16 protein-coding genes are annotated in these 17,368 nt (G+C 65.1%); 5 read left to right on the top strand and 11 right to left on the bottom strand.

Translation table 11 applies throughout. The features are described 5' to 3' along the window. Positions 1–2 precede the first annotated feature (2 nt). The 3 genes from prfA to FXB40_RS40305 all read right to left on the bottom strand — a co-directional run bounded on the left by prfA (position 3) and on the right by FXB40_RS40305 (position 4,940). Positions 3–1,088, bottom strand: a complete 1,086-nt coding sequence (prfA, locus tag FXB40_RS40315) for a peptide chain release factor 1 (RefSeq protein WP_148777828.1) — start codon at positions 1,086–1,088, stop codon at positions 3–5. A gap of 59 nt (positions 1,089–1,147) precedes the next feature. Beyond that, on the bottom strand, positions 1,148–3,415 hold the full coding sequence (gene ptsP, locus FXB40_RS40310; RefSeq protein ID WP_148777827.1) for a phosphoenolpyruvate--protein phosphotransferase: 2,268 nt from the start codon (positions 3,413–3,415) through the stop codon (positions 1,148–1,150). Between the two features lie 268 nt (positions 3,416–3,683). After that, complete coding sequence (locus FXB40_RS40305; protein WP_148777826.1) at positions 3,684–4,940, bottom strand: aspartate kinase; 1,257 nt, start codon at positions 4,938–4,940, stop codon at positions 3,684–3,686. A gap of 162 nt (positions 4,941–5,102) precedes the next feature. Between FXB40_RS40305 and FXB40_RS40300 the strand changes: the two genes are divergently transcribed. From FXB40_RS40300 to FXB40_RS40290, 3 genes are all read left to right on the top strand, one after another. Next, the gene (locus FXB40_RS40300) at positions 5,103–5,570 is read left to right on the top strand and encodes a PH domain-containing protein (protein ID WP_148777825.1); all 468 of its coding nucleotides are present in this window, start codon (positions 5,103–5,105) and stop codon (positions 5,568–5,570) included. A 14-nt stretch (positions 5,571–5,584) separates the two neighbouring features. Beyond that, positions 5,585–6,358: a bifunctional 2-polyprenyl-6-hydroxyphenol methylase/3-demethylubiquinol 3-O-methyltransferase UbiG gene (ubiG, locus tag FXB40_RS40295; protein ID WP_187437479.1), complete on the top strand. Its 774-nt coding sequence runs from the start codon at positions 5,585–5,587 to the stop codon at positions 6,356–6,358. Between the two features lie 162 nt (positions 6,359–6,520). Continuing rightward, positions 6,521–7,420 (top strand): EamA family transporter, encoded by a 900-nt coding sequence (locus FXB40_RS40290; RefSeq protein ID WP_148777824.1) that lies wholly within the window; start codon positions 6,521–6,523, stop codon positions 7,418–7,420. Positions 7,421–7,433: 13 nt separating this feature from the next. On the opposite strand, the gene FXB40_RS40285 is transcribed toward FXB40_RS40290, so the two are convergent. The 5 genes from FXB40_RS40285 to FXB40_RS40265 all read right to left on the bottom strand — a co-directional run bounded on the left by FXB40_RS40285 (position 7,434) and on the right by FXB40_RS40265 (position 10,303). After that, complete coding sequence (locus tag FXB40_RS40285; RefSeq protein WP_148777823.1) at positions 7,434–7,919, bottom strand: DUF1178 family protein; 486 nt, start codon at positions 7,917–7,919, stop codon at positions 7,434–7,436. Continuing rightward, positions 7,916–8,806 (bottom strand): carbon-nitrogen hydrolase family protein, encoded by an 891-nt coding sequence (locus FXB40_RS40280; protein ID WP_148777822.1) that lies wholly within the window; start codon positions 8,804–8,806, stop codon positions 7,916–7,918. The genes FXB40_RS40285 and FXB40_RS40280 overlap by 4 nt, the downstream gene beginning before the upstream one ends. Beyond that, entirely contained in the window at positions 8,803–9,078 is a 276-nt protein-coding gene (gene grxC, locus FXB40_RS40275; RefSeq protein ID WP_148777821.1) for a glutaredoxin 3, read from the bottom strand. Before grxC ends, FXB40_RS40280 begins: the two co-directional genes overlap by 4 nt. A 47-nt stretch (positions 9,079–9,125) precedes the next feature. Then, positions 9,126–9,923, bottom strand: a complete 798-nt coding sequence (locus FXB40_RS40270; protein ID WP_148777820.1) for a ComF family protein — start codon at positions 9,921–9,923, stop codon at positions 9,126–9,128. A gap of 65 nt (positions 9,924–9,988) precedes the next feature. Next, positions 9,989–10,303 (bottom strand): NIPSNAP family protein, encoded by a 315-nt coding sequence (locus tag FXB40_RS40265; protein WP_148777819.1) that lies wholly within the window; start codon positions 10,301–10,303, stop codon positions 9,989–9,991. Positions 10,304–10,440: 137 nt separating this feature from the next. On the opposite strand from FXB40_RS40265, the gene FXB40_RS40260 reads away from it, so the two are divergent. Next, entirely contained in the window at positions 10,441–11,289 is an 849-nt protein-coding gene (locus FXB40_RS40260; protein ID WP_246208262.1) for a methyltransferase domain-containing protein, read from the top strand. 115 nt (positions 11,290–11,404) lie between these two features. On the opposite strand, the gene FXB40_RS40255 is transcribed toward FXB40_RS40260, so the two are convergent. From FXB40_RS40255 to FXB40_RS40245, 3 genes are all read right to left on the bottom strand, one after another. After that, positions 11,405–11,815: a (deoxy)nucleoside triphosphate pyrophosphohydrolase gene (locus tag FXB40_RS40255; protein ID WP_148777817.1), complete on the bottom strand. Its 411-nt coding sequence runs from the start codon at positions 11,813–11,815 to the stop codon at positions 11,405–11,407. Positions 11,816–11,818: 3 nt separating this feature from the next. Then, positions 11,819–13,060 (bottom strand): bifunctional glutamate N-acetyltransferase/amino-acid acetyltransferase ArgJ, encoded by a 1,242-nt coding sequence (gene argJ / locus FXB40_RS40250; protein WP_148777816.1) that lies wholly within the window; start codon positions 13,058–13,060, stop codon positions 11,819–11,821. A 117-nt stretch (positions 13,061–13,177) separates the two neighbouring features. Further along, positions 13,178–14,086, bottom strand: a complete 909-nt coding sequence (locus tag FXB40_RS40245) for a peptidylprolyl isomerase (RefSeq protein WP_148777815.1) — start codon at positions 14,084–14,086, stop codon at positions 13,178–13,180. Between the two features lie 352 nt (positions 14,087–14,438). Here FXB40_RS40245 and secA point away from each other — a divergent pair, with 352 nt between their 5' ends. Further along, on the top strand, positions 14,439–17,279 hold the full coding sequence (gene secA, locus FXB40_RS40240; RefSeq protein WP_148777814.1) for a preprotein translocase subunit SecA: 2,841 nt from the start codon (positions 14,439–14,441) through the stop codon (positions 17,277–17,279). The last annotated feature ends 89 nt before the right edge of the window (positions 17,280–17,368 follow it).

Here is a 17,368-nt window from a genome sequence, read left to right as displayed (position 1 = left end):
CGTCACGCGGCGGCGCCGTGTGCGGCGAGCTGAGCGGCCTGGTGCTCAGTGGTCAACGCATCGGTCAATTCGCCGAGCGCTTCGCCGGCGATCACCTGCGGCAGCTTGTAGAGCGTCAGATTGATGCGGTGGTCGGTGACGCGCCCTTGCGGGAAATTATAGGTGCGGATGCGCTCGCTGCGGTCGCCGGAGCCGACCTTCTCCTTGCGCTCGGCCGAGCGCGCGGCGTCGAGGCGCTGCTGTTCGGCGTCGTAAATGCGCGAGCGCAGGATGTTCATGGCGGAGGCGCGGTTCTTGTGCTGCGAGCGGCTGTCCTGCATCATCACCACGATGCCGGTCGGGATGTGGGTGATGCGGATTGCCGATTCGGTCTTGTTGACGTGCTGGCCGCCCGCGCCCTGCGCGCGCATGGTCTCGATGCGCAGATCGTCGTTCTTGATCTCGACGTCGACCTCCTCGACCTCGGGCATCACGGCGACAGTGGCGGCCGAGGTATGAATGCGCCCCTGCGTCTCGGTGTCGGGCACGCGCTGCACGCGGTGCACGCCGGACTCGAACTTCAGCTTCGAGAACGCGCCGCGGCCCTGCACCTCCGCGATGATTTCCTTGAAGCCGCCGACGGTGCCTTCGCTCGCCGAGATCACCTCGACCTTCCAGCCCTGAAGGCTCGCGAAGCGCTCGTACATCCGGAACAGATCGCCGGCGAACAGCGAGGCCTCGTCGCCGCCGGTGCCGGCGCGGATTTCCAGCACGACGTTGCGATCGTCCATGGCGTCCTTGGGCAGCAGCGCGACGCGGATCTTCTGGACCAGATCCTCGATTCTGGGATTGAGCTCGTCGCGCTCGGCTTCCGCCATGCTGCGCATCTCGGCATCGGTCGCGGGATCGGCGATCAGCGCCTCGGTGTCGGCGAGTTCTTTCACGGCGGCACGATAAGTCTTCACCGCCTCGATCAGCGGGGTGATCTCGGCGAGCTCGCGCGTCACCTGCACATAGCGTTCGGAGGAAAGCTGCCCCAGCGACTCGGCCTCGAGCGAGGCGTGGTGCGCGAGCAGGACGTCCAGTTTGGCTTCGGGGAGTGACGACATCGGTTTGGTCTCAAAAGGCGGAGGGGAGGCGAGGCGGCGAAAACGGGCGGACAGGCCCGCTACAACGCCAGGCCTTCGGCCTCGGCAAATTCCGTCAGCTTCTGCCGGATCGAGACGCTGCCGGCCGGCGCATCCAGCAGCGGCCCAAGCATCGCTTCGGCCTTCTTGGCGTCGAGGTCGATCACCATCGCCTTGACCGGGCCGAGCGCGGTCGCCGACAGCGACAGCGAACGGTAGCCCATTGCGATCAGCGCCAGTGCGCCGATCGGCTTCGAGGCCATCTCGCCGCAGAGCGACAGCGATTTCTTCGCGTCCAGCGACTTGCGCGCGATGTCGCGCAGCGCCCGCAGGATCGGCGTCGACATGGTGTCGAAGCGCTCGGAGACCTTGGCATTGCCGCGGTCGACCGCGAACAGGAACTGGAACAGATCGTTGGAGCCGACCGAGATGAAGTCGACCTTCTTCAGGAGCTCGTCGAGCTGGTACAGCAGCGCCGGCACCTCGACCATGGTGCCGATGTCGATGCGCTCCGGCAGCGTGTGGCCGTGCTGGCGCAGATAGGTCAGCTCGCGCTCGACCAGGGCCTTCGCCGAATCGAACTCGGCGACTTCCGAGATCATCGGGAACATGATGCGCAGCGCGCGGCCGCCGCCGGCGCGGAGCAACGCGCGGATCTGGCCGCGCAACAGGCCGGGACGGTCGAGCCCGAGCCGGATCGCGCGCCAACCGAGCGCGGGATTTTCCTCGATCACCGTCTCCATATAGGGCAGCGCCTTGTCGCCGCCGATGTCGAGGGTGCGGAAGGTGACGGGCTTGTGGCCTGCCGCATCCAGCACGGTGCGATAGAGCGCGAGCTGATCGCTGGTGCGCGGCAGGCTCTGGCCGACCATGAATTGCAGCTCGGTGCGGAACAGGCCGATGCCGGCGCTGCCGGTGTCTTCGATATGCGGCAGGTCGATGGCGAGACCCGCATTGATCATCAGCTCGACCTTCTGGCCGTCCTTGGTGACGCAAGGGCGGTCGCGCAACGCAAGATATTGCGCCTGGCGGCGGGCGCGGAAGCGCACGCGCTCGGCATAGGCCGCCTCGACTTCCTGCGACGGTCGCACATAGATCGCGCCCGAGGTGCCGTCGACGATGATGGCGTCGCCGGGGTCGGCGATGCCCGTTGCGTTCGGCACCTCGCCGACCGCAGGGATTCCGAGCGCGCGCGCCACGATCGAGACGTGGGAGTTGGCGGTGCCTTCCTCCAGCACGATGCCGCGCAGGCGCTTGCGATCATAATCGAGCAGCGCCGCCGGTCCCATCGCACGCGCGATGACGATAGCATTGTCGGGCATCTGCTCGCGCGACGGCGCATGGTCCTGGCCGACCAGCTGCCGCATCAGGCGGTAGCCGAGATCCTCGAGATCGTGCAGCCGGTCGCGCAGATAGGGATCGGTGACGCGCAGCATGCGGGCGCGGGTGTCGGACTGGACGCGCTCGACCGCGGCTTCCGCCGTGAGGCCGGTGGCAACCGCCTCGTGCAGCTTGTGCGACCAGCCCTGGTCGTTGGCGAACATGCGATAGGCTTCGAGCACGTCGCGATGCTCGCCGCCCTCGGCGACGTCGCCGCGCTCCAGCATCCGGTCGAGATCCGAGCGCAGCTTGGCGAGCGCGGTGTCGAGCCGCTTGATCTCCTTCGGCAGATCCTCGGCGATGTAGTCCTTGATGACGACGCGCGGCTCGTGCAGCACGACATGGCCGAGCGCGATGCCTTCGGAGAGGATCGCGCCGGCCTTTTGCGTCGAATGGCGCGCGGCCGGCTCGGCGCCGGGCTGGGCGAGCGCGGACAATTCGCCCGACGCGATCAGCTCCGCCAGCACCATGGCGGTGGTCTGCAGCGCCTCGAGCTCTTCCTCGACATAGGTGCGCTTGGCGCGGTTCTGCACCACCAGCACGCCGAGCGTATTGCCGGCGCGCAGGATCGGCACGCCGAGGAAGGAGTGATAGATCTCTTCACCGGTTTCGGGGCGGAACGAGAAGGCCGGATGGCTTTGGGCGTCGTTCAGGTTGAGCGGAGTCGCCTCGCTGGCGACGAGGCCGACCAGGCCCTCATGGGCGCTCAGCACGGTATGGTGGACGGCCTCGCGGTTGAGGCCTTCGGTGGCGTAGAGCTCGAGGGTGTTGTCGATGCGCAGCACATAGACCGAGCAGACCTCGGCCACCATGTTGGCGGCGATCAGCACCACGATCTTGTCCAGCCGCTCCTGGGCCGAGACCTGCTCCGCCATGGTTTCGCGGAGCCGTCTCAACAAGACGCGGGGACCTCCCGACGCGCTCCGCATGAACCGTCAATCTCCTCCGTCTGCCCGACCCGGCGATAATGGCCGGCGGCTGGCCTAAAATTCCAGAAAAACAATCAAATTGTCTGTCCGGCGCAGGCGCAAACAACCGCTTGCACCGAATCAGCAGCCTGAACTGGGACACAGTCTGCGGCAGCCCACCCTGTTCGCCGTATAGCGAATTGAGGCTTGTTTTGCCAAGCAAAACGCCTGCCAAACGCGAAGGTGTGTACACCTTCGTGTTTGCTGCGACCGCTAAGAGAAAATTAGCCTAAGCCTGATCGAGGCCGTAGAGCGTGTGCAGCGTGCGCACTGCAAGCTCGGTATAGGCGGTGTCGATCAAAACCGAGAATTTGATCTCGGAGGTTGTAATGGCCCGGATATTGATATTCCGTCCGGCGAGGGCCGAAAACGCCTGGGCGGCGACGCCGGCATGGCTGCGCATGCCGCTGCCGATCACCGAGATCTTGGCGACGTCGGTGGCGGTATCCAGCCTCTTATAGCCGATCGTGGCCTTGGCGGCGGTAATCGTGTCCTTGGCGCGGTTGTAGTCGGCGGCCGGCACCGTGAAGGTGAGATCGGTGGTCTTGCCGTCCTCGGAGACGTTCTGGACGATCATGTCGACGTTGATATTGGCATCCGCGAGCGGGCCGAAGATCGACGCCGCCACGCCGGGCTTGTCCTCGATCTGGCGCACCGAGATCTGGGCCTCGTCCTTCGAAAAGGCGATGCCGGTGACGACGTGGTTTTCCATGATCTCCTCCTCGCCGCAGATCAGCGTGCCGGGCGGCTGGTTGGCATGCGGGTCGATATCCTCGGGCTTGTCGAAGCTCGAGCGCACGAAGATCGGCATGTTGTGGACCATGCCGAGTTCCACCGAGCGCACCTGGAGCACTTTTGCGCCCTGGGAGGCCAGTTCCAGCATGTCTTCGAATGCGATCTTGTCGAGCCTCTTGGCCTTCGGCACGATTCGCGGGTCGGTGGTGTAGACGCCGTCGACGTCGGTGTAGATGTCGCAGCGGTCGGCCTTGACGGCGGCCGCGATCGCCACGGCCGAGGTGTCGGAGCCGCCGCGGCCGAGCGTGGTGATGCGGTTGGTCTTGGGATCGATGCCCTGGAAGCCGGCGATGACCGCGACCTCCTTGCGATCCCTAAAACGGGTGATGATCTCGCTGCCGTCGATGTCCTCGATCCGGGCCGAGGCATGGGCGTCGCTGGTCTTGATCGGGATCTGCCAGCCCTGCCAGGAGCGGGCCTGGATACCCATGCCCTGCAGCACGATGGCCAGCAGGCCCGAGGTCACCTGTTCGCCGGAGGCGACGACGGCGTCGTATTCGCGCGCGTCGTGCATCGGCGATGCCTCGGTGCACCAGGCCACCAGCTCGTTGGTCTTGCCCGACATCGCCGAGACGACCACAGCCACTTCGTGGCCGGCGTCGACCTCACGCTTCACATGGCGTGCGACGTTGCGGATACGTTCGATGTTGGCGACGGACGTGCCGCCGAATTTCATCACGAGGCGGCTCATGACGACGCGTGCATTCCCTCATAAGGATCAGTATGGTGACCCGCAATGGACGGGTGCCTGCGGACACCGACCGCGCGTATACATAGCGGCGGGGCCGGGGGCAAGCGGGTTCCTGCGGGGGGCAGGCTTCAGGTCCAGCCGGGGTATGGGTTAACCGAGATCATGGCGCGTTACATCGACGAGATCCTGCAGCCCGGCGAACGGGTGCTGTATTCGACCAATGCGCACTGGATCTTCTATTTCCCGGCCATCCTGGCCTGGATCGTGGCTTTGGCCCTGTTCGTGGCTTCCCGCCGGAGCGATATCTACAGCATCATGATCGTCTGCCTGTTCGGCGCCGGCCTGGTGGCGCTGGCCGCCCTGTTCTGGACCCTGAAGGGCTGGTTCCATCGCTTCAGCACCGAGACCGACGTCACAAATCTCAGGGTTGTGCATAAGACCGGCTTCATCAAGCGCCGCACCTTTGAAATGGCGCTCGACAAGGTCGAGAGTGTCGACGTCAACCAGACGATTCTTGGACGTATTCTCAACTACGGCGACGTGACCATTAACGGCGTCGGCGAAGGTCGCGAGACCATCCGGACGATCGCCTCGCCACTGGCCTTCCGTAGTTCGATCACCACGCGGTAGGACCGCGCGTAACCATGAGCATGCAGCAAGATACTTCCGCAACCGCAAGCCCCCCGCCAGGCTCGACCGTCGACGCCGCCGAGATCGCAAAGTTCTCAAAGCTCTCGGCCGAGTGGTGGGACCCCAAGGGCAAGATGGCCCCGCTGCACCGGATCAATCCGCTGCGGCTCGGCTATATCCGCGACGCCGCCTGCCGCAAATTCGAGCGCAACGTGCGCAGCCTCAACTGCCTCGGCGGCCTGCGCGTGCTCGACATCGGCTGCGGTGCCGGCCTGCTGTGCGAGCCGCTGTCGCGGCTGGGTGCGCAGGTCATCGGCGTCGATCCCTCGGCCAGCAACATCGCCGCGGCGAAGCTGCATGCCGACAAGAGCCATCTGTCGATCGACTATCGCTGCACCACGGTGGAGGAGATCGACCCGCGCGAGCGCTTCGACATCGTGCTGGCGATGGAGGTGGTCGAGCACGTCGTCGACGTCGGCGTCTTCCTGAAGCGCTGCGCCGCAATGCTGAAGCCCAACGGCCTGATGGTCGTGTCCACCCTCAACCGCAATTGGAAGAGCTTTGCGCTCGCGATCGTCGGCGCCGAATACGTCCTGCGCTGGCTGCCGCGCGGCACCCACGAATGGAACAAGTTCGTCACCCCCGACGAGCTGACCAAGTATCTCCTCGACAACCGTCTCGTCATCACCGAGCAGACCGGCGTCGTCTACTCCCCCTTCGCCGACAAATGGACGCTCTCGTCGGATATGGACGTGAACTACATGGTGGTGGCGGAAGGGATGGTGTGAGGCAGTCGTGAGTGAGGCGCGAGCTCGTACCCCTCGGACGACGGCGGAGTTCGTGGCATCGGCATCGCTCCCATGACTTCCGTGCGGTTGACCCCGCCTCCCTCAACTTGCACGTTGGCCGCGGTCATTTCCCGTTAGCGCCCTGCCGATCGCACCCACCCCATGTTCACCGTCACCAGCCTCTGGATTCCCTTCACCGTCATTGCTGCGCTCGGCCAGGTCGCGCGTAATGCGATGCAGCGATCGCTGACGAAGCCGCTGGGGACGTGGGGCGCGACCAATATCCGCTTCCTGTTCGGCTTCCCGTTCTCGCTGCTGTTCTTGGGCGTTGTGCTGGTTGCGACCAGCGATCGTCTCGGCATGCCGCCGACCGTGTTCTGGCCGTGGCTGCTGCTGGGCGCGCTCAGCCAGATTGTTGCCACCGGGCTGATGCTGCTTGCGATGAACGACCGCTCCTTCGTGGTGACGACGGCGTATTTGAAGACCGAGGCGATCCAGACCGCGATCTTCGGCTTCGTCTTTCTCGGCGATCATCTGACATGGCTGAAGGTACTGGCGATCGTGATCGCGACCGTCGGCGTCGTCATCACCGCGCTGCGGCCGGGCGGCGAGAAGAGCTTTGCCGAACTCAAACCGACCATCACCGGCCTCGTCGCGGCTGCGGCGTTCGCGCTGTCGGCGGTCGGCTTCCGCGGTGCGATCATCAACGTTCCCGGCGTCTCGTTCGTGACCGCGGCCTCGTTCACGCTGGTGCTCGGCCTGTTCGTGCAGACGCTGATCCTGACGATCTATCTGCTCTGGCGTGCGCCAAAGGTGCTGCAGTCGATCATGGGGCTCTGGCGACCGTCGCTGCTCGCGGGCTTCATGGGCGCCTTCGCCTCGCAATTCTGGTTTCTGGCGTTCGCGCTGACGGCCGCCGCCAACGTCCGCACCCTCGCGCTGATCGAGGTGCTGTTCGCGCAAGCGGTGGCGTATTACTCGTTCAAGCAGCCGATCGCGCCGCGCGAGATCTTTGGCATCGTGCTGATCGTCGTCGGCGTGGCGCTGCTGGTTGGCTTCTGACGCGCTTCGCGCGTCAGTTCCTGTCTTCCGGCAGCGTCGGCAGCGGCGACACCTCGATGCCCTCGTCGATCAGCGATTTTGCCTCGTCCGGCGAGGCCTCGCCGTAGATCGGGCGGTGCTCTTTGTCGCCGTAATGCATCGCGCGGGCTTCGTTGGCAAAACGCTCGCCGACATTGTCGGCGTTCTTGACGATGTGGTCGCGCAGCTCTTTCAGTTTGGTACGGAGCTCGCGCTCCTGCGCCATCATCAGCGAGGTGGATCCAGACTGCGCAGCCTCGGGCACTGCGGTCGTGATGGCGGGCTCAGCCGGCGGCGTGGCGCGACCGCGGCCCTTCTTGCCGACGATGCGCGGCGCCATGATCGCCTTGTCGACCTTGGCCGAGCCGCAGATCGGGCAGGTCACGAGCTTGCGCTTCACCTGCGAATCGTAGGCCGACGAGCTCTGGAACCAGCTCTCGAACGCGTGCTTGCGGTCGCAATGGAGGGCGTAGCGGATCATGCCGATCCCCGCACCAGATGCAGATGATCCGGCCCGGCCTTGGGATCGGAGACGCCGAAGCGGCGGCCGTGCTGGAGCGAGGGGATCGCGCGGCGTGCGGTCTCGACCTTGGCCGGGTCGATCTTGGCCATGATGATGCCGGGCTCGACATCGCCCTCGGCGAGAATCTCGCCCCAGGGATCGATGATCAGCGAGTGACCATAGGTCTCGCGCTTGTTCTCGTGGGTGCCGGCCTGGGCCGCTGCGAAGATGAAGCAGCCGGTCTCGATCGCGCGTGAGCGCAGCAGGATGTGCCAGTGCGCCTCGCCGGTCTTGCGGGTGAAGGCGGAGGGAACGGTGATGAAATACGCGCCGCTCTCGGCGAGCGCGCGGTAGAGCGCGGGGAAGCGCACGTCGTAGCAGATCGTCAAGCCAACGCGGCCCCAGGGCAGGTCGGAGATCACGGCGGTCTCGCCCGGCTGGTAATTGGCGGATTCGCGATAGCTCTCACCGTCCGGCAGCTCAATGTCGAACATGTGGATCTTGTCGTAGCCCGCGAGCACGTTGCCCTCGGGCCCGATCAGGAAGGAGCGGTTGACCGCCTTCTCCGGCGAAAAGCGCAGCGCCAGCGAGCCGACATGGATGTGGATCTTCAGCTCGGCCGCAAGCGCGCGATACGCCTTCAGCGAGGCGTCGTCCTCTTCGCTCTGCAGATGCTCGAACAGCGCCTTGCGGTTCAGCTGCATCATGTTGCTGACCTCGGGCGTCTGCACATAGTCGGCGCCCTTGGCCGCCGCCTCCCGGATCAGCTTGGTTGCTTGCGCAAGGCTCGGCTCGGGCAGCAGCCCGGTGCGCATCTGGATCATGGCCGCGGTGAAGGTGCGATCCTGAGCTTGATCTTGGCTCATGAGACCGCCTTGACGCTTTCGAGGAGGTCGTCGAGCTTGCCTTCTCGGTCGAGCGCGTAGAGGTCGTCGCAGCCGCCGATATGGGTTCCGCCGATCCAGATCTGCGGGAAGGTCGAGCCCTCGCCGGCGCGGTCGTACATCTCGTCGCGCCAGGACGGGTTCTGGGCGACGTCGAATTCCGTGAAGGTCGCCTTCTTGCGGGTCAGAAGCGACCTGGCAGCGGAACAGTAGCCGCATCCCGGCCTGGTGTAGATCTCGACAGCAGCGGTCATGGCGTCCAGCGCTCTCATGTCATGAATTTGTTGAATTATATGGGAGTTTACCGGCTCTCGACAACCCGGGCAAAGACCAGCACGTCGACCTGGGCCGCCTTGGCGCGAAGAAGCGCACGGGCGCAGGCATCCAGCGTCGCACCTGATGTCAGGACATCATCAACCAGGATGATGCGCCGGCTCTGGACCTCGGCCTGACGGTCTGGGGATACCTGGAATGCGCCCTGCACATTGGTGGCGCGCTGGGCCCGCGACAGGCCGACCTGCTGCTCGGTGGCGCGCACCCGGCGCAGCACCTCGCCCCGCACCTTGACCCCGCTCTGTCGCGCGATGATGTGCTCCAGCGCGCCGGACTGGTTGTAGCGGCGGCGCCAGGCCCGGCGCCAATGCAGGGGCACCGGCACCAGCATGTCGGCGCCGGCAAGCAGTTCGCCGCCCGCGCGCGCCATCCAGCGGCCCATGGCGGGCGCAAGATCCGTGCGGTCCTGGTATTTCAACGCATGCACCAGCGTGCGCGCGACATCGTCATAGCGCACCGCGGCGCGTGCCCGCTGATAGGCGGGCGGACTCGCGATCGCTTCCATCGACAGCATGTCGGGGCCGGGATCATAGACAAAGGGAATGCCGAGCCGCGGGCAGTAAGGCCGTTCAATGAACGACAGCCTTGCCCAGCACGCCGCGCACACGCCCTCGCCATCCACGGGCTCGCGGCAGGACACGCACAAGGTCGGCAGCGCAATGTCGAGCGCAAGTCTTGGTAGATGCGCCAACACGTCGCGGCAGGCCCCGAGCGCGCCGCGCACATGGCTGGAAATGGAGCGTGGTGGTGATGCCTCGGCGTCCATTGGGCAAAGCTAGCGCCGTCTTGCGCCACGCTCAAGCCAATTGGCTGCTCTTGTCCGTGCCCGGCCTACGGCTCTTTCGGGAGCACGGGCCGGAAGAACGATCGCTCATAACGGCGGAAGCAGCGCGTTTGCTTAGCGAAGGCGATCGCCTTCTGGACGTCCGGATCTTGGGCGCTGTCTTTCCGGTACTGTTCGTAGGCTGCGAAGCTCGGGAAGCTGAACATCGCGAGGGCAACGTCGCTCGCCCCTTCCGATGGCAGGAAGTAGCCGTGGTGCACGCCGCCGAATCTTGGCACCAGCTCCAGCCACATCCTGCTGTAAGCTTCGAATTCGGCGAGCTTGTCCGGAGGGACCTCGTATCGCAGGTAACAGGTGATCATCGTCTGATGCTCCGGCGCGCCGCGAACCTGGCGCGCATTGTCAGCTTGGAACGCGAGGGGCCGGTGTCGGCTTCCTTGAAGGCTAGCGCCACACGCAACGGATTGCCAGAACCAGCATGATCGGCGTAACCAGCGCCATGGCCACAAACCCACAGACCCCACCCGCCTTGTTCGATCGTGCCTTGCTGTGCGCGCGGCAGCGCCGCGCTCAGGCGCAAGGTGCTGTGAGCTTCCTGCTCGATCGGGTCGCCGAAGACATGTCTGACAGGCTGGCCGCGGTGATGCGTGAATTTCACGCGCCGGCTGATCTCTGGACGCCCGGAGAGGGACTTGCGGCGCTGCGCGCTCGGCTGCCGTCCATCGAACGGATCGCGCTCGATGCGGCGGGTTCGGAGAAATTGCCGTTCGCGCCGGAAAGCCTCGATCTCGTCGTCACCGCGCTGGCGTTGCAATTCGTCAACGATCTTCCAGGTGTGCTCGCGCAGGTCCGCCGTGCGCTGAAGCCCGACGGGCTGCTGCTCGCGGCGATGATCGGCGGCGACAGCCTGACCGAGCTGCGGCAGGCCTTTGCCGCGGCGGAAGCCGAATGCGAGGGCGGCGTGTCGCCGCGCGTGGCGCCCTTCGCCGATCTACGCGACATCGGCGCGCTGTTGCAGCGGGCGGGCTTTGCGCTGCCGGTCACGGATGTCGACCGCGTCGTGGTGCGCTATGGCAATGCGTTCGCTCTGATGCAGGATCTCCGCCGCATGGGCGCGGCCAATGTGCTGATCGAACGGCGGCGCATGCCGAGCCGCCGCGCGACGCTGTTGCGCATGGCCGAAATCTATGCCGAGCGCTTTGCCGACGCCGACGGCCGCATCCGTGCGACCTTCGACATCATCTGGCTCTCCGGCTGGGCGCCGCATGCAAGCCAGCAGCAGCCGCTGAAGCCGGGATCGGCGAAAGCGAGCCTTGCGGAGGCGGTGAAGAAGGCAGGGGAGACCTGATCCTCATGGTGAGGAGGCGCGTCAGCGCCGTCTCGAACCATGAGAGGCCCGGCTCTTGCCGCGTGGCCATCCTTCGAGACGACCGCTTCGCGGTCCCTCAGGATGAGGTCCAGCCTCACATCAGCAAATCAATCAAATGCGGAATCAGCGGAATGTCCGCCGGCGGCATCGGATAGTCGCGCAGCTTGTTGGCGCGGACCCAAGCCAGCTTCTGGCCTTCGCGGGCTTCGACGATCCCTTCCCAGCGCCGGCAGATGAAGAGCGGCATCAACAGATGAAAGGTCTCGTAGCCGTAGCTCGCAAAGGTCAGCGGCGCCAGGCAGGGCTCGGCGACGGTGATGCCGAGCTCCTCGTTGAGCTCGCGGATCAGGCTCTGCTCGGGCCGCTCCCCGGGCTCCAACTTGCCGCCGGGAAATTCCCAGAGGCCGGCGAGCGTCTTGCCTTCGGGGCGCTGCGCGATCAGGACGCGCTTGTCGGCGTCGACCAGCGCGCACGCCACCACCAGCGTCAGCTTCAGGTCGGCCATGTCCTAGGACCGATAATCGCCGTTGATCGCCACATATTCCTTGGTGAGGTCGCAGGTCAGCACGCGGTCGCGGCCCTTGCCGAGGCCGAGCGAGACCTTGATCGCAATCTCCGGGGCCTTCATCGCCTCCGACACCTGCGCCTCGTCATAGGACGGATCGCGCGCGCCGCTCTTGGCGACGCGGATGCCGTTGAAGGCGATCGAGAGCTTGTCGCGATCGGCCGGCTCGCCGGCCTTGCCGACCGCCATGACCACGCGGCCCCAATTGGCATCCTCGCCGGCGATTGCGGTCTTCACCAGCGGCGAGTTGGCAATCGACATGGCGATCTTGCGCGCCGAGGCCTTGGTCTTGGCGCCCTCGACGGTGATCTCGACCAGCTTGCGTGCGCCTTCGCCGTCGCGGGCGACCTGCTCGGAGAGGTTGGCGAGGATCTGGTTGAAGGCCTTGGTGAAGGCCTTCAGGCGCGGATCGCTGGCGCGGCTGATCTTCGGTGCGCCGTGCTCGGCGGCAGCGCCGGTGGCGAAAGCCAGCAGTGTATCCGAGGTCGAGGTGTCGCCGTCGATCGTGACCGCATTAAAGGTGTCTTCGACGCCGGCCTTGAGCAGCGCCTGCAGCGCGGCGGGCGCGATCGGCGCGTCGGTGAAGATGAAGGACAGCATCGTCGCCATGTCGGGGGCGATCATGCCGGCGCCCTTGGCCATGCCGTTGATGGTGACCTTGGCCTTGCCGAGCTTCACGGTCGCGGTCGCGACCTTGAGGAAGGTGTCGGTGGTCATGATCGCCTTGGCGGCGGCGAGGTAATCGCCGGCTTCCGCGGTCTCGGCGAGGCGTCCCAGCACGCCGTCGAACTTGGTCGCGTCGAGCGGCTCGCCGATCACGCCGGTCGAGGCCAGGAAAATCTCGCTCTCGCTGCAGCCGACGGCCTTGGCCGCGATCTTTGCAGTGAGCGCCGTGGAGCCGCGGCCGGTCTTGCCGGTGAAGGCGTTGGCATTGCCGGAATTGACGACCAGCGCGCGTGCCTTGCCGCCCTTCAGTTTTGCGCGGCACCATTCGACGGGGGCCGACGGACATTTCGACTTGGTGAAGACGCCGGCGACCGCTGTGCCCTTGTCCATGATCGCCAGCAGCACGTCGGTGCGGTTCTTGTAGCGGATTCCGGCCTCCGCCGTCGCGAGACGGACGCCCGCGATCACGGGCATGTCGGGAACGTTCTTCGGGGCGAGCGGGGAGACGGTTGAGGACATCGCGGGGTGCCTTGGCTTGTGCCTTGGTGAGGTCTGGATATGCAGATGGCCGGGCGATGATGCCCGGCCATTGCGATGCTTAGATACCCTTGGCGTCACCGAAGTGACAGCAAATTTTTACTTCTTCGCAGGGGGCGCCATCTTGCTGTCGGCCGGCTTGGCGTCCTTCGACGCGTCGGCCGCCGGCTGGTCCGTCCGCTCGACCTTGGCTTCGGCGCGGAGCTTGGCGACGTAGTCGGCCTGGGCCTTGCGGGTGACGTACTGCTCGATCTGGGCCTTGACCTGCTCGAAGTCCGGCGCCTTGCGGTTGCGCTTTTCCTCGACCTTGATGATGTGCCAGCCGAACTGCGACTTCACGGGGTCGGAGATCTTGCCCGGCTCGAGCGCGAACGCGACAGCCGAGAATTCGGGCACCATCTGTTCCTTGGTGAAGAAGCCGAGGTCGCCGCCGTCGGCGGAGCCCGGATCCTTGGACTTCTTCTTGGCCAGCTCGGCGAAATCCGCGCCCTTGTCGAGCTCGGCCTTCACCGTCTTGGCCTCGTCCTCGGTCTCGACCAGGATGTGGCGGGCGCGGACTTCCTGCTCGCCGGTGATCTGCTTGGAGGCCTCCTCATAGACCTTCTTCATGGCGTCGTCGGTGGTGGCGGCCTTGCCTTCCTGGGCCAGCAGGCTGTCCATCAGCAGGCGATTGCGGGCGAACGCCATCCGCTTCTTGAATTCCTCGCCGTCGGCGACCTTCTTGTCCTCGGCGGCCTTGGCCACGATTTTCATGTCGATCAGGAACGACAGGACGTTGTCCTCCTTGGTCGCCGGGTCCATCTGGGCGAGGCTCGGTCCGAGTTCCTCCTCGGCCATGGCGACGTCGCTCTTCTTGATCTCAACGCCGTTGACCTTCGCCAGGACCGGATCGTCGGCCGCCCGGAGCGGGCCGGCGACCGCCAGGGACAGCGCCAGGGCAAAGCAGCCAGCCAGGGCGGACGCGTGGCGGAAACGCTGGCCGGTGGTTACCGGGAACGAGGTGGTCATGCAAAATCCTTATGTTGAAGCAGGGGCTGCTTAAGCGGGGCGGACACTCGCCCAATTCAGGGGGGCTTGGCAACGCGAAAAGTCTGTCAAAATGATGAATTAGCCGCAATGCGCCCGCCGTTGACAAGGCCCTGACCGGGCCATATCTCTGCCCGGTCGCGACCATGGCGATGGCGTTTATTTTGCTGCGTTTTTGGCCGTTGAACCCAGACTAGCCCAATTCCCACCCATATGGCGGATGACCCCCGCAGTCCGGGCTCTGACGCCAACAGGCGTCACGGTGAGTTGATAGGCAAGCGGGTGACAACTTCTTGGCTGCAACGCGGTTAAATCGCGAACACAGGAACTAGGCATGATCGGCGCGCTCGCCCGCAAGTTTTTCGGCTCCGCCAACGACCGGCGGGTGAAGGGATATCAGTCCCGCGTCAGCGCGATCAACGCGCTGGAGCCCGAACTCATCAAGCTCTCCGATGAAGAGCTCAAGGCCCGCACCGCCGAGTTCAAGAAGCAGCTCGCCGAGGGCAAGACGCTGGACGACCTCCTGGTGCCCGCCTTCGCCACGGTGCGCGAGGCCGCCAAGCGCACGCTCGGCCAGCGTCATTTCGACGTCCAGCTGATCGGCGGCATGGTGCTGCATGAGGGCGACATCGCCGAGATGAAAACCGGCGAAGGCAAGACGCTGGTCGCAACGCTCGCGGTCTATCTCAACGCGCTCGCCGGCAAGGGCATCCACGTCGTCACCGTCAATGACTACCTCGCCCGCCGCGACTCCAGCTGGATGGGCCAGATCTACGGCTTCCTTGGCATGACCACGGGCGTGATCGTCCACGGCCTCGACGATTCCGAGCGCAAGGCCGCCTATGCCTGCGATATCACCTACGGCACCAACAACGAATACGGCTTCGACTACCTGCGCGACAACATGAAGTACCGGCTCGAGGACATGGTCCAGCGGCCGCACTTCTACGCGATCGTCGACGAAGTCGACTCCATCCTGATCGACGAAGCGCGCACGCCGCTGATCATTTCCGGCCCGCTCGACGACCGTTCGGATTTCTACAACACCATCGACGGCTTCCTGCCCAAGCTCGACAAGACCGACTACGACGTCGACGAGAAGCAGCGCACGGTGACGCTGACCGAAGCCGGCATGGAGAAGATCGAGACGCTGCTGCGCGATGCCGGCCAGCTCAAGGGCGAATCGCTCTACGACGTCGAGAACGTCTCCGTCGTGCACCACATCAACCAGGCGCTGCGTGCGCATACGCTGTTTACCCGCGACAAGGACTACATCGTCCGCGACGACGAGGTCGTGATCATCGACGAGTTCACCGGACGCATGATGCAGGGCCGCCGCTATTCGGAAGGCCTGCACCAGGCGCTGGAAGCCAAGGAGCACGTCCAGGTTCAGCCCGAGAACCAGACGCTCGCCTCGATCACGTTCCAGAACTATTTCCGGATGTATGAAAAGCTCGCCGGCATGACCGGCACGGCGTTGACCGAAGCCGACGAGCTCTTTGACATCTATAAGCTCGAAGTCGTGGAGATCCCGACCAACGTGCCGGTAGGCCGCCTGGACGAGGACGACGAGGTCTATCGCACTCAGAAGGAAAAATACGGCGCCATCCTCGCCGAGATCGAGCGTGCCAATTCGCGGCTGCAGCCGGTGCTGGTCGGCACCGCGTCAATCGAGAAGTCGGAAGTGCTTGCCGAATTCCTCAAATCAAACGGCTACAAGCAGATCGACTTCGGCAAGGAGAACGCGCTCGACAAGCTCTATGCTGCGGCGCGCGCCGGCAAGCAGGCAAAGCTGTTCGCGGTCTTGAACGCGCGCTTCCACGAGCAGGAAGCCTATATCGTCGCCGAAGCCGGCGTGCCCGGCGCGATCACGATCGCGACCAACATGGCTGGCCGCGGTACCGACATCAAGCTCGGCGGCTCGCTCGAGATGCGCATTCCGAAGGAGACTGCGGGCATCGAGGATGAGGCCGAGAAGGCCAAGAAGATCGAGCAGATCAAGGCCGACGTCGAGCGCTTCCGCGACATCGTGCTGAAGGCCGAGGAGACGGTCGAGATCGAGCCGGCGAAGGGCTCGAAGCCGGCCAAGACCGTGAAGAAACCGGGCGGCCTCTACATCATCGGTTCCGAGCGGCACGAATCCCGCCGCATCGACAACCAGCTGCGCGGCCGTTCCGGCCGTCAGGGCGACCCGGGCCGCTCAAAATTCTTCCTGTCGCTGGAAGACGATCTGATGCGCATCTTCGGCTCGGATCGCCTCGACAGCATGCTCCAGCGTCTCGGCCTGCAAGAGGGCGAGGCGATCATCCATCCCTGGATCAACAAGGCCCTGGAGAAGGCGCAGCAGAAGGTCGAGGCCCGCAACTTCGACATCCGCAAGAACCTGCTCAAGTTCGACAACGTCCAGAACGATCAGCGCAAGGTGATCTTCGACCAGCGCGTCGACCTCATGAAGGACGACAGCGTTGCCGAGACCGTCACGGACATGCGCCATGCCTTCATCGACGACCTCGTCGCCAAGCACGTGCCCGAGCATGCCTATGCCGAGCAGTGGGACGTCGCCGGCCTGAAGGAAGAGCTCAAGCGCGTGCTCGATCTCGACCTGCCGGTCGAGGACTGGGCCAAGGAAGAGGGCATCGCCGACGAGGAGCTGCTCAAGCGCATCGAGACTCGTGCCGACGAGCACATGGCGGCCAAGGTCGGGCAATGGGGTCCCGACGTGATGCGTTACGTCGAGAAGACCATTTTGCTCCAGACGCTCGACCATCTCTGGCGCGAGCATCTGATCATGCTTGACCATCTGCGCCAGGTCATCGGCCTGCGCGGCTACGGCCAGCGCGATCCGCTGCAGGAGTACAAGACCGAGGCCTTCAACCTCTTCCAGGAGATGAGCGCACACCTGCGCGAGGCCGTCACCGCGCAGCTGATGCGGGTCGAGATCGTCCCGCCGGAGCAGGAAGCTCCTGTGCTGCCGCAGATGGAAGCACACAAATTCGACCCGAACACCGGCGAGGACGAAATGGCCGTCGCCAACGTTTCGCTGGCCCCGCAGGCCACCGACGCCGCGCTGCGCGATCCCAAGAACCCGGCCAGCTGGGGCAAGATCGGCCGCAACGAGGATTGCCCCTGCGGCTCAGGCAAGAAGTACAAGCACTGCCACGGGCGGTACGGCTAGCGGCTTAGCTCCGCTCTCATGCGCCGCGAAAGCGGGGCATCCATGTGGCGCGCAGCTCTTTCCGCGCCGTCGTCCCGGCGAACGCCCTA

The sequence above is a fragment of the Bradyrhizobium rifense genome (assembly GCF_008123425.1).
In the GTDB taxonomy this organism is placed as follows: domain Bacteria; phylum Pseudomonadota; class Alphaproteobacteria; order Rhizobiales; family Xanthobacteraceae; genus Bradyrhizobium; species Bradyrhizobium rifense.
This window is presented reverse-complemented; position numbering and strand designations above follow the sequence as displayed.